This window comes from Pseudomonas koreensis (assembly GCF_036668835.1).
In the GTDB taxonomy this organism is placed as follows: Bacteria; Pseudomonadota; Gammaproteobacteria; order Pseudomonadales; family Pseudomonadaceae; genus Aquipseudomonas; species Aquipseudomonas koreensis_I.
The window spans coordinates 647,329-660,017 of record NZ_JAZEVW010000001.1; the positions used below are offsets into that span (position 1 = coordinate 647,329).

The 12,689-nt window shown below is 59.6% G+C and carries 11 protein-coding genes; 3 read left to right on the forward strand and 8 right to left on the reverse strand.

Annotated features, from left to right (window positions below):
* Positions 1-115: 115 nt before the first annotated feature.
* From V6F91_RS02820 to aceK, 5 genes are all read right to left on the reverse strand, one after another.
* Positions 116-352: an anti-sigma factor family protein gene (locus V6F91_RS02820; RefSeq protein WP_332762159.1), complete on the reverse strand. Its 237-nt coding sequence runs from the start codon at positions 350-352 to the stop codon at positions 116-118.
* On the reverse strand, positions 346-957 hold the full coding sequence (locus tag V6F91_RS02825) for an RNA polymerase sigma factor (protein ID WP_332762161.1): 612 nt from the start codon (positions 955-957) through the stop codon (positions 346-348). Before V6F91_RS02825 ends, V6F91_RS02820 begins: the two co-directional genes overlap by 7 nt.
* Positions 958-1,095: 138 nt before the next feature.
* Positions 1,096-2,217: a beta-ketoacyl-ACP synthase III gene (locus V6F91_RS02830; protein ID WP_208938319.1), complete on the reverse strand. Its 1,122-nt coding sequence runs from the start codon at positions 2,215-2,217 to the stop codon at positions 1,096-1,098.
* Between the two features lie 327 nt (positions 2,218-2,544).
* Positions 2,545-6,456, reverse strand: a complete 3,912-nt coding sequence (hrpA, locus tag V6F91_RS02835; RefSeq protein ID WP_332762164.1) for an ATP-dependent RNA helicase HrpA — start codon at positions 6,454-6,456, stop codon at positions 2,545-2,547.
* Between the two features lie 166 nt (positions 6,457-6,622).
* Positions 6,623-8,344, reverse strand: a complete 1,722-nt coding sequence (gene aceK, locus V6F91_RS02840) for a bifunctional isocitrate dehydrogenase kinase/phosphatase (RefSeq protein ID WP_332762166.1) — start codon at positions 8,342-8,344, stop codon at positions 6,623-6,625.
* A 206-nt stretch (positions 8,345-8,550) separates the two neighbouring features.
* On the opposite strand from aceK, the gene V6F91_RS02845 reads away from it, so the two are divergent.
* Entirely contained in the window at positions 8,551-9,459 is a 909-nt protein-coding gene (locus V6F91_RS02845) for a DMT family transporter (RefSeq protein WP_332762169.1), read from the forward strand.
* 122 nt (positions 9,460-9,581) lie between these two features.
* Here V6F91_RS02845 and V6F91_RS02850 read toward each other — a convergent pair whose 3' ends face one another.
* Both V6F91_RS02850 and V6F91_RS02855 read right to left on the reverse strand, forming a co-directional pair.
* A complete protein-coding gene (locus V6F91_RS02850) occupies positions 9,582-10,445 on the reverse strand; it encodes a DMT family transporter (protein WP_332762171.1) in 864 nt (287 codons plus the stop codon).
* Between the two features lie 95 nt (positions 10,446-10,540).
* Positions 10,541-10,705: a hypothetical protein gene (locus V6F91_RS02855; RefSeq protein WP_332762173.1), complete on the reverse strand. Its 165-nt coding sequence runs from the start codon at positions 10,703-10,705 to the stop codon at positions 10,541-10,543.
* 287 nt (positions 10,706-10,992) lie between these two features.
* Between V6F91_RS02855 and V6F91_RS02860 the strand changes: the two genes are divergently transcribed.
* Together V6F91_RS02860 and V6F91_RS02865 are read left to right on the forward strand one after the other, a co-directional pair.
* The gene (locus tag V6F91_RS02860; protein ID WP_332762175.1) at positions 10,993-11,415 is read left to right on the forward strand and encodes a hypothetical protein; all 423 of its coding nucleotides are present in this window, start codon (positions 10,993-10,995) and stop codon (positions 11,413-11,415) included.
* A gap of 35 nt (positions 11,416-11,450) precedes the next feature.
* Positions 11,451-11,612, forward strand: a complete 162-nt coding sequence (locus V6F91_RS02865) for a hypothetical protein (protein ID WP_332762177.1) — start codon at positions 11,451-11,453, stop codon at positions 11,610-11,612.
* Between the two features lie 49 nt (positions 11,613-11,661).
* Here V6F91_RS02865 and V6F91_RS02870 read toward each other — a convergent pair whose 3' ends face one another.
* On the reverse strand, positions 11,662-12,600 hold the full coding sequence (locus tag V6F91_RS02870) for an aspartyl/asparaginyl beta-hydroxylase domain-containing protein (RefSeq protein WP_332762178.1): 939 nt from the start codon (positions 12,598-12,600) through the stop codon (positions 11,662-11,664).
* Between the last annotated feature and the right edge of the window lie 89 nt (positions 12,601-12,689).

The following is a 12,689-nucleotide window of genomic DNA, read 5'->3' on the forward strand; positions in this document are numbered from 1 at the left end:
CTGCAAGTCACCGCTCCCCTTGCGGCTTGTCGATCGAAGCTGGTTTTCCTGCAGCCCGGTGCAGCTTCAGCGATCCCCATCATCCGTTCGCTGGCGCTACACCGGGCTGATTTTTTCAGGGACTCTCGTCGCGCCTCTGCGTCGCCAGACGTTCAGCCAGGGCATCCACTCCCTGTTCCGGTTTCTCCGGCATCGCCTTCAGCGTAGCCTGCATCAAACGCATCTGCCGCATGAAACGTCGGCAGTTGGGGCAGAACATCAGGTGATGGCGCACCATCAGTTTTTCCCGAAAACTCAACTGGTCATCGAGATAATCGCTGGAGCGCGCCACTTGTTCCTTACAGGTCAGCATTCTCCGGTCTCCTCAAAATGCTCCACGGTCGCGAAGACTTTCAGCCGCGCACGATGCAGCAGCACACGCACGTTGGAGAGCGAGATCTCCAGAAGATTACAGATTTCTTCCAGCTCCAGTCCCTGACGCTCGCGCAACAGCAAGACGCTGCTCTGCAGTTCCGACAGAGTCAGCAGCGTGTGCTCCAGACAGTCACGCAATTCGCCTTCGGTGAGCAGCGCTTCGGGCGTGTCCTGATGCCAGGCGAACGGCGCTACCAGCCAATGGCCGTCAGCCGAGGAAAAACGATCGTCGTCGATGCTGCCGTGAGGCGATGGCAAGTCATCCATCAGCACTTCGCGGCGATTGAGCTTGTAGCGGCTTTTCGCCGAATTGGCGGTGATGGTCAGCAGCCAGGTCTTGAGGCTGGAACGCCCCTCGAAGCTGCCGAGATGGCGCACCACCGACAGCCAGGCATCCTGCACCACCTCTTCGACATGGCGCTGGCCGACGATGGCATAAGCCACGGCGCGCATGGCGCTCTGATACGTTGTTACCAGTTCCTTGAACGCCTGCTGTTCGCCGGCCAGCAGGCGCGCGAGCAGGAGGGTATCGTCAGCTGCCATCCAGCATCCCCTTGTTCCGATTCCATAGACGAACGCGGCAGGTGATGGACCTGCCGCTTTCTGCGGAAAAATTACAGCGTTAGAGCCGATTCGGATGTAGGAAAGGTCGCCGCGATTAAGCGGAAATTAAACCGATTTTCAACGCTTGCGCAGAATCACGCTGCCGATCGAATAGCCCGCACCGAACGAACTGAGCACCGCCAGCGAGCCGGCGGCGAGGTCGTCCTGATATTTGTGGAATGCAATCACCGAACCGGCCGAACTGGTATTGGCGTAGGTGTCGAGAATCACCGGCGCTTCCTCTTCGGTGGCTTCGCGGCCGAGCAGTTTGCGCACGATCAGGTGGTTCATGCTCAGGTTGGCCTGGTGCAGCCAGAAGCGCTTCACGTCGGCGACATTGAGCTGATTTTCCTGCAGATGCTCGCCGACCAGTTCGGCAACCATCGGGCAAACGTCCTTGAACACCTTGCGGCCTTCCTGCACGAACAGCTTGTCGCGCGTGCCGATGCCTTCTTCAGCCGCACGATTGAGGAAACCGAAGTTGTTGCGGATGTTGTTGGAGAACTTGGTCAGCAGCTTGGTACTGACCACGTCGAACTGGTATTTGGAAGTGGCCAGATCGGCACGTTCGATGATCACGGCTGTGGCGGCGTCACCGAAAATGAAGTGGCTGTCACGGTCGCGGAAGTTGAGGTGACCAGTGCAGACCTCCGGGTTGACCATCAGAATCGCCCGCGCCTGGCCCAGTTGCACACTGTTGGCCGCCGCCTGAATGCCGAAGGTCGCCGAGGAGCAGGCCACGTTCATGTCGAAACCGAAGCCCTGAATGCCAAGTGCTTCCTGGACTTCAATGGCGATCGCCGGATAGGCGCGTTGCAGGTTCGAGCAGGCGACGATCACGCCGTCGATATCAGCGGCGGTCTTGCCGGCGCGCTGCAACGCTTGCTCGGCCGCGCCCACGGCCATCTGGCAGAGCACCGACCATTCGTCGTTGGAACGCTCCGGCAGGCGCGGGGCCATGCGTTGCGGGTCAAGGATGCCGTCCTTGTCCATGACGAAGCGGCTCTTGATGCCCGAGGCTTTTTCGATGAACGCGGCGCTGGATTCGGTCAGGGCCTGGACTTCGCCGCTGGCGATGGCCTCGGCATTGTCGGCGTTGAACCGGGCGACGTAGGTGTTGAAGGATTCCACCAGCTCTTCGTTGGAGATGCTGTTGGCCGGGGTGTACAGGCCGGTGCCGCTGATGACGACGTTATGCATGCTCGTTTCTCTAATCTGTTCAGGCAGAAAGTGCTGGAACCGTCGTACCAACACACAAAGGGTCTATTCCCGTCCGATGGACGCAAACCTGGCATCGTTTTATTCCACGGCGCGACACGGCGAAGGCTCTGGGTCGCGAAACCGGCGTTTATGGTGGCGAAGTTTGCCATAAACCCAGCGTTTTGGCGCCATTCTCAAGATCAACACCCATCTCAATGTGGGAGCGAGCCTGCTCGCGAAGGCGGCGTGTCAGATACCGGGCATGGGTCTGACACACCGCTTTCGCGAGCAGGCTCGCTCCTACAGGGGATTGCGTATGCCTTCAGTTTACGGCTCGACCTGGCTCCACTGCTTGCTCAGGCGCTTGTCGGAAATCGGCACTTTGGTGCCCAACTGCTGGGCGAATAGCGAAACGCGGTATTCCTCCAGCCACCAGCGGTACAGCTCAAGTTGTGGATCGCGTTTGCCTTCCTGCGCATGTTTCGCCGCGCGGGTCTGGTATTGCGCCCAGAGGCCGGCGAGTTCGCCGCTCCAGACGCGATCTTTCTGCACCTGAGCGCCGAGTTTTTCGAAACGCTGCTCCACCGCTTTCAGATACCGCGGCAATTCTTTGAGCCACTGCATCGGCGTCTCGCGGACAAAACCCGGATACACCAGATTGTTGATCTGCTGCTTGATGTCGTTCAGTGCCACCGCCTGAGCGAGGTCGATCTTGCCTTTGAAGCGTTTTTGCAAGCCGTGCCAGAGCTTGAGAATCTCCAAAGTCAGGCGCGCCACGCGCTCGGCGTGCTCGCTCCAGTTGCCGCGTTTGCGCTCGGCCAGAGCCGCCAGACCGGCGCCGTCACGGGGCAACGGGTCTTCGCCGTCAAGGATGCAGCTGTCGAGACTGGCCAGCAGAATGTCTTCGACCAGCGCATCGACGCGGCCCAGCTCACGATAGAGCAACCCCAGCTCGGTCTGCCCCGGCAACTTGCCGCGCAGGAATTTGGCCGGCTCGGCCAATTGCTGCATCAACAAGCGCTGCAAGGCTCGACGATGCTGGAACTCGGCCTCGGCCGGCGTCGAGAAACGCCCTTCCTTGACCGTACCGCTCTCCTCGACCAGCGCCGGATACACCGTCATCGACAGGCCCGCAATCTTTTGCTGAGTCTTTTCCGCCACCGGCGCGAAGACTTTCGCCTCCACCGGCTGCTGACCCTTGGCACTTTGCGGCACCGCCAGCGCCGCTTGGCTGGCTTCGGCAAAGCGCGCGGTCAGCTCGGCCAGATCGCGGCCTTCGCCGAGGAACTTGCCTTGGCCATCGACGATTTCCAGGTTCATCCGCAGATGGCTTTCGACCTGCTGCGCAGCTTCCGCCCACGCCTCCTCGCTGACCCGCGCACCGGTCATGCGCAGCAGTTCACGACCCAATGCCTGCGGCAACGAACCTTCGGCGAAGGTCATGCGCTGCAACGCAGCCTTGATGAAGTCCGGCACCGGCACGAAATTTTTGCGCAAGGTTTTCGGCAGGTTGCGCACCAGCGCAATGCATTTGGCCTCGATCAGCCCCGGCACCAGCCACTCCAGGCGCTCGGGCGGCAGCATCGGCAACAGCGGTGCCGGCACGCGCAGGGTCACGCCGTCGCGCGGGTGATTGGGTTCGAAGTGATAGGTCAGCGCCAGTTCCAGATCGCCGATGTGCAGCGTGTCCGGGTAATCGCGTGCGGTGACTTCACTGGCCTCGCGGGCCAGCACGTCCTCTTCGCGCATGATCAGTAACTGCGGGTCTTTCTGGCTGTTGACCTTGTACCAACTATCGAAGGTTGCGGTCTGGTGAATCTCGGCCGGCAATCGCGCGTCGTAGAACGCATACAGGGTTTCTTCGTCGGCAAGAATGTCGCGGCGACGAGCCTTGGCCTCCAGTTCGTCGAGCTGTTCCAGCAGTTGCTGGTTGGCGCTCAGGCATTTGGCTCGGGACTGAATCTCGCCGCGCACCAGGCCTTCGCGGATAAACAGCTCGCGCGACACCACAGGATCGACCGGGCCGTAATGCACCGGTCGACGACCGACCACGATCAGGCCGAACAAGGTGATCTGCTCGAAGGCCACGACCTGGCCGCGCTTCTTCTCCCAGTGCGGTTCGAAGTGGTTTTTCTTGATCAGGTGCCCGGCCAGCGGTTCGATCCAGTCGGCGTCGATCTTGGCGACCATGCGCGCATAGAGCTTGGTGGTTTCCACCAGCTCAGCAGCCATCAGCCATTGCGGGCGTTTCTTGCCGATGCCCGACGACGGATGAATCCAGAAGCGCCGCTGCCGCGCGCCGAGGTAATCGCCGTCTTCGGTTTTCTGGCCGATCTGGCTGAGCAGGCCGACCAGCACCGCTTTGTGCAGTTTCGGATAGTCGGCCGGCTCTTTGTTCAGGCTCAGCTGCAGGTCGCGGCAGATCAGGCTCAACTGGCGATGCGAGTCGCGCCATTCGCGCAAACGCATGTAATTGAGGAAGTTCTTGCGGCACCAGTTGCGCAGCGGACTGGCCGTCAGCGCCTGGCGCTGTTCTTCAAAACCGCGCCACAGATTGACCAGTCCGGCGAAGTCCGAGTCGCTGTCTTTCCATTGCGCGTGGGCTTGGTCCGCCGCTTGTTGGCGCTCCGGCGGACGCTCGCGCGGATCCTGAATCGACATGGCGCTGGCGACGATCAGCACTTCCTGCAGGCTGCCGAGTTTCGCCGCTTCCAGCAGCATGCGGCCCATGCGCGGATCGACCGGCAGGCGCGCCAGTTGGCGACCGAGCGGCGTCAGCTGACTGTTGCGGTCGACTGCCGAAAGCTCCTGCAGCAGGTTGAAACCGTCGCTGATCGCCTTGCCATCCGGCGGTTCGATGAACGGGAACGCGGTGATTTCGCCAAGGCGCAGGTGCAGCATTTGCAGGATAACGGCGGCGAGGTTGGTGCGCAGGATTTCCGGATCGGTAAATTCCGGGCGACCGAGGAAATCTTCCTCACTGTACAAACGCACGCAGATACCCGGCTCGACCCGCCCGCAACGACCCTTGCGCTGATTGGCACTGGCCTGGGAAATCGCCTCGATCGGCAAGCGTTGAACCTTGGCGCGGTAACTGTAGCGGCTGATGCGCGCGGTGCCGCTGTCGATCACATAGCGGATGCCCGGCACGGTCAGCGAAGTCTCGGCGACGTTGGTCGCCAGCACCACGCGGCGACCGGGATGCGACTGGAAAATCCGCTGCTGCTCGGCCGGCGACAGGCGCGCGTACAGTGGCAGGATTTCGGTGTGTTTGAGCTGTGCCTTGCGCAACATGTCGGCGGCATCGCGGATCTCGCGCTCGCCGGGCAGGAACACCAGCACATCGCCGGGGCTGCGGCGTTCGCTGCGCTCGTAAGCGGCGATCTCGTCGAGGGTGGCGAGGATCGCTTGATCGACGGTCAGGTCGTCCTCGACGCGATTGCCCTCCTCGTCCTGCTCCAGCGTCAGCGGCCGATACCAGGTTTCCACCGGGAACGTGCGGCCGGAGACTTCGACAATCGGCGCATCGTCGAAATGCCTGGAGAAGCGCTCCAGATCGATGGTCGCCGAGGTGATGATGACTTTCAGATCCGGACGGCGCGGCAGCAGGGTTTTCAGGTAACCGAGGAGAAAATCGATGTTGAGGCTGCGTTCGTGGGCCTCGTCGACAATGATCGTATCGTAGCGTTCCAGATAGCGGTCGTTCTGGGTTTCGGCGAGCAGGATGCCGTCGGTCATCAGCTTGATCAGGGTGTTGGCGTCGCTCTGATCTTCGAATCGCACCTGATAGCCGACCAGCGACCCGAGCGGTGTGCCGAGTTCTTCGGCAACACGACTGGCGACACTGCGCGCAGCGATTCGACGCGGCTGGGTGTGGCCGATCAAACCGTGCTGACCGCGGCCGATTTCCAGACAGATCTTCGGCAACTGGGTGGTTTTGCCCGAACCGGTTTCGCCGGCGATGATCAGCACCTGATGCTGTTCCAGGGCCTTCTTGATTTCGTCACGCTTGGCCGCGATCGGCAGGCTGTCGTCGTAACGAATCACCGGCAGGCTGGCCTTGCGCGCCAGCACCTGATCACAGGACGCCTGCATGCGCGCAACCCACTGGGCCAGTTTCGCCTCGTCGGGTTTCTTGCGCAGCTCAAGCAACTGCCGGCGCAACCGGTGACGGTCGGCGAGCATGGCGTGATCGAGGTTTTTCAGCAGTTTGTCGATGGAGGGCGATTCGTCGGTCATCGGGTAGGCAATTCGGTCGTCTGTTAATGCAGGGGGCGATTGTGGCAGAAAAGCAGCTGCAAGCGCCAAGCTACAAGCTGCAAGTTAAAAGCCGCCGTGACTTATAGCTTGGCGCTTGTAGCTTGTAGCTTGTAGCTTGTAGCTTGTAGCTTGCAGCTGCTTCTTGTTATTCGCTATCCCGGCCTTTGCGGCGGTAGGGGAAGACGTCGATGACCTTTCCCGCGCGAATCGCCTCTTGCAGGCTTTTCCAGTAATCGGCGTCGTACAACTCGCCATGCAACTGATCGAACAGCTTGCGCTGCCCCGCATCGGCAAACAGAAACGGTGGAAACTCCTCGGGAAACACGTCCAGCGGCCCGATCGAGTACCACGGTTCGGACGCCATTTCATCTTCCGGCGTGCGCGGCGCGGGGATGTGGCGGAAGTTGGCCTCGGTCAGGAAACAGATCTCGTCGTAGTCATAAAATACCACCCGCCCATGTCGGGTGACGCCGAAGTTTTTCAGCAGCATGTCGCCGGGGAAGATGTTCGCCGCCGCCAGTTGCTTGATCGCCAGACCATAATCTTCCAGCGCCTCGCGCACCTGGGCCTCGTTGGCATTTTCCAGGTACAGGTTGAGCGGGGTCATGCGCCGTTCGGTCCAGCAATGACGGATCAGCACGGTGTCGCCTTCCACCGACACGGTCGAGGGCGCGACTTCGAGTAATTCCTGCAGACATGCAGGCTCGAACTTGCTCAACGGAAAACGGAAGTCGGCGAATTCCTGGGTATCGGCCATGCGCCCTACCCGGTCGACGCTTTTAACCAGTCGGTATTTTTCGATCACCGTGGCACGGTCGACATTTTTCGACGGTGAGAAACGGTCCTTGATGATTTTGAATACGGTGTTGAAACCCGGCAGGGTAAACACGCTCATGACCATGCCGCGCACGCCCGGCGCCATGATGAACTGATCATCGGTGCTGGCCAGGTGATTGATCAGTGCGCGGTAAAACTCGGACTTGCCGTGTTTATAGAAACCGATCGAGGTGTACAGCTCGGCAATGTGTTTGCCTGGCAGAATGCGCCGCAGGAAACCGATGAACTCCGCCGGCACCGGCACGTCGACCATGAAATACGAACGGGTAAACGAAAAGATGATCGACACGTCGGCTTCGTCGGTGATCAACGCGTCGATCTGAATCCCCCGTCCTTCGCGGTGCAACAGCGGAATCACCAGCGGCCATTGCTCGTCGCGGGTGTAGATGCGCCCGACCAGATAAGCACCCTTGTTGCGGTACAGCACCGAGGAAAACAGCTCGACCGCCAGCTCCGGGTCTTTGCACACCCAGTCCGGCAGGTTTTCCCGCAGTTGCGCTTCGAGCCGGTTCAGGTCACCGGGCAGATCGGCGTAATCCTCGCTGAAGCGAAAGTCGGCAAATATAGTGGCGAGCATGCCCGACAATTGGCCCTGCGGCTTGTAGGTGCGGGTCTGTGCGGCGCGGGCACGACGCAAGGTCGGCCGCGTGGTGTGGATGAACATGCAGCCATCGCTGATCAGGTCATGGCTGAACAGTCCGCAGAAAATCGAGTTGTACCAGGTCTCGGACAGCTCATCGTCGAAGCGCAGGTCGATCACACTGATGTAGGCGCTCTTGACCAGCGGCCAGCAGCTGACATTCATCAGCGTCTCTTCATCGAACTGTTCGCGCAGGCGCGCAACGGTTTCGCCGACCTTTTCTTCGTAGAGGGTGATCCGTGCAGCCGAGGCGACCTGCGCCTCTTGCCAGCGCGCCTGCTCGAAACGCTCGCGGGCACCGTCGGTGATGCGCCGGAAATGCTCGCGGTAATCGTCGAAGCCAGCGAGGATCATGCGGGCGATGTCGGTGGCTGGCCATTGCTGCGGCATAGGTGAAACCTCGGCGCGAATTCGGTTCGCTTGAGCTTAGTCACGGAAGGGCCCGCAGGAAAAGTGCAATTTCAGCCAAAACCGATACCGGGTTGCCCAACACGCCTGGTAGTGCTGCGTAATACGAAATTAAATGCCCGATTAGCGGTTGCCATGGTCAGAGCACTCGGCAACACTCTCGTCCCGATCAAGGAAGGAGGCCCGCCGTGAGCCCTGTCGATATTTTCCGCATGTTGTCGCTGGCCGCTATCTGGGGCGCGAGTTTTCTGTTCATGCGCATCATTGCGCCGGTGATCGGCACCATTCCCACCGGTTTTTTTCGCGTGTCGATTGCGGCCGTCGGCTTGCTGGTCATCCTCGGGCTGCTGCGCGTCAGCTGGGATTTCAAAGGCAAACTGAAAACCGTGATGCTGCTGGGGGTGATCAACTCAGGCATTCCAGCAACGCTTTACTCGGTTGCAGCGCAAGTATTGCCGGCCGGTTATTCCGCGATCTTCAATGCCACCACGCCGTTGATGGGCGTGCTGATCGGCGGTTTGTTCTTCAGTGAAAAACTTACCGCGGCGAAATTGGGCGGTGTGTTCCTCGGTTTGTTCGGTGTCGGCGTTCTGACCCGCGCCGGCCCGGTGGCGTTCGACCTGCAATTGCTCATGGGCGCGGTCGCCTGTTTGCTCGCCACGACCTGCTATGGTTTTGCCGGATTTCTTGCGCGGCGCTGGCTGGATCAGGCTGGCGGGCTGGACAGTCGTTTATCAGCGCTGGGCAGCATGCTCGGGGCGACGTTGTTTCTACTGCCGCTGTTCGCCTACAGCGTCATCACCGCACCGCCGGTGAGCTGGGGTGGCTGGCACGTCTGGCTGTCGCTGCTCGGTCTGGGCCTGGGTTGCACGGCGTTCGCCTACATCATTTATTTCCGCCTGCTCAGCTCGATCGGCCCGGTAAAGTCGATGACCGTGACCTTCATGATTCCGCCATTCGGGGTGTTGTGGGGGGCGTTGTTGCTGGATGAACCACTGTCGATGGCGCACGTGTATGGCGGGGTTTTGATTGCGCTGGCGTTGTGGCTGGTGTTGAAACCTGCGGTGGTGAAGCCGGCAGTGGTGGCTGATCGTTAATTGCTTTGCTCGCGAAGATCGCTATCGCGAGCAGGCTCACTCCTACCAGTTGAAATGCGTTCCCCTTGTAGGAGTGAGCCTGCTCGCGATGGCGGCAGAATAGCCACCATCACAAATGAAGGTCACTGAGATTTACGAAACACAAACCCCAACCCAACAATGATCAGCAACATCCCCAGCACGCTCAACGCCGCCAGGCGATTGCCGAAAATCAGATAATCCATCACTGCCGTCACCGCCGGCACCAGATAAAACAGGCTGGTGACGTTGACCAGATTGCCCCGAGCGATCAAGCGATACAGCAACAGCGTCGCCAGCACCGACACCACCAGCCCCATCCACAACACCGGCACGATGAACCCTGCGCTGTGTTCGAAGTGCAACGGCTGAAACGGCACGAATATCCCGCACAACAACAGCCCGGCCAGGTACTGCACCGGTAGAGTGCCGAGCGGATTTTCGGTGATGCGCTTCTGCATGATCGAACCCAGCGTCATGCTTGCGAGTGCCAGCAGACCGAACAGCATGCCCGCCCAGGACATCCCGGCCAGGCCAATGCCTTGGTAAACCACCATGATCAGCCCGGCCAACCCCAGCGCCAGTCCGAACATCCGACTGGCCGAACGCTGCCGTTCCATCAGCACCACGGTGAGAATCGGTTGCACGCCCATGATGGTCGCCATCACCCCCGGGGTGACTTTGCTGTTCAAGGCCAACAGATAAAAGATCTGATACGCCCCCAACAGCACCACACCGGTAGCGATCGCGAACAGCATCGGCTTGCCGCTCTTGGGCAACTTCAGTTTGAGCAGCGGCACCAGCAGCACCAGCCCGCACAAGGCAATCGCAAAGCGGATCAGCAGAAAGGCGAAGGGTGACGCGTGGGCCAATCCCCACTTGGAGAAGATCGCCCCGCTGCTCCACAACAGAACGAACAGGCTCGTGGACGCCGTCGCGAGCGCGGATTTTTTCGAAAGGACAAACATGAGTACCACCTGTAGTCAGGCACAAAGCCAACTCAGCCGAAGCTGAAATTCAGTAGGTTTTTCTGGCGGGCGCAGGGGTCAGCGAAAACTGCCGATCAGCCCGAAACGCCAACGCCCGGCGGTGCTACGACTGCGCGCACCGGCGTGCTACTGACAGGTGGGGGGTAATGGCTGATCTGCACAGGCTGCTGATTCCCGCACGGCACGACGCCAGCGTTGACCGCTGAATCGACTACCGCGTTGATGAGGGATGCAGGCATTGATGCAGATCTCTTTGGGAGGAACGTGAACCGCCTGATTCACGAGCGCCGACTATAACCAGCGCGGGACACAGATTGCAATGACTTGGGCAAAGGGCCGCCAGCGACAGCGCGGTGCCTGGGAATTAGGGTGATTGGCGGTGGCAACGGATTGTCAGGAGACACGGAATGCAAGAGATCACATGCCCAGGGAACGGACGTATTTGCGGTATCAGGTTTATCGGTCAGAGGCCAGGAAAAAGGCTGCTTTCGCCACTCTCCAGATGCAGTCAACCTCAAGCGTGGACATGTCGAAAGTGCGCTTCGAACCTATCGATGCTCAAGCACTGGCGGCTTATGAAGCGTGGCACGACTCAATTTTCTCATGGGATGAGGTCGTCAGATGGAAAGCCCGAGAACCTTTATCTTTCGATATTGCGATCTGGTTCGAACAAGAGCTGTGCGGGCTGTGTTTCGCAAACCCGAACAATAGCCGTCAACGAATTCGCATCGTGCGGCTGGAGGGTAGACCCGCTAAGGCTCACCCACTCAAAAACCGTATCGCAGCTCTGGCATTGATTGCTATCGATGAATTTGCCCGGATTATCGGCAGTCGCCTGATCGAAGTGCAGGAACCGATGCCGGGAGCGATTCCAGTTTATCAACAACTCGGCTTTGCCTTTGATCTGCAAGGTCGCCTTGTTCTTGCAGTGGAGAATCAAGTATCTTGAAAGCAGTTCAAATTTTGATCAACGAGGAAGGGAGTATGCGCAAAGTCATTAAAAAATCCCTGACCAAGAAGGCATTGCCCAAGCCTGCAGGTGCGCTTGGAAGTCTTGCGTTATCCGCTAATCAGCGTCGTTTTTTGCATGTTCTTGAAAACGGAACTGATGTGGACGAACCCCGCGTGCTGGCCGGCCGCCCTTGAAGCAAAAAAACCGCTCCCAGTGAGCGGTTTTTTATTGCCTGATTCAACCTCAACCGAACAGCCAATACCCCAACAACGTCAGCACAGCCACCGCCAGCACCGGGCGCATCACGCGGTAAGCCTTGGGATTACGGCGCTTCCACTGTTTGACCACCCCGCTGAATCTGTCGCTGAAATTCTTGCTCCAGGCGTAAGCCTGATTGATCCCGCCGACGCGTTCGTCGTCAAGGTTCTGCGGAGCAGTGGCCCGGCCGAGCCAACCGCTGATGAAGCGGTTGATGCGGGTCATCAGGCGGCTGCTCAACGGGCGCTCGATGTCGCAGAACAGGATCACGCGGGTCTGGTCGGTTTCGTTCTTGACCCAGTGCACATAGGTCTCGTCGAACATCACGTCTTCACCGTCACGCCAGGCGTAGACCTGACCGTCGACGAAGATCCGGCAATCGTCGGAGTTCGGCGTCGACAGGCCCAAGTGGTATCGCAGCGAACCGGCGAACGGGTCGCGATGCGGGTTGAGGTGGCTGCCGCCCGGCAGCAGCGCAAACATCGCGCCTTTGACGTTGGGAATCGCACTGACCAGCGCCACCGTTTTCGGACACAGGGTTTCGGCCGATGGCAGCGGCTTGTCGTACCACTTGAGGTAGAAACGCTTCCAGCCCTTCTTGAAGAACGAACCGAAACCGGCGTCGTTGTTCTTCTCCGCGGCGCGAATATAGCCTTCGTCGAACAGGTGCATCGCTTCGTCGCGAATGGTTTCCCAGTTATCGCGCAATATATCCAGTTCCGGGAATTTGCTGCGATCCAGATACGGTTTGGACGGCACGCCGGAGAACAGGTACATCAAGGCGTTATAAGGAGCGAACAGCGCCGAGTGATTGACGAACTGACGCAATACCGGCAAACGCGCCTTGCCGCGCAAATGCACATAGAGCGTGCTGCCCAAAAACAGCAACAGCACAAACGCCTTGGCGGCAAACGAAACGGTCATCAACAACTCCTTGAATAAAGACAACGCTGCGCATGCCTTTTACCCGGCATGGCAGCCGGCCATGATAAACACTACCGGCGCCGGGAAAA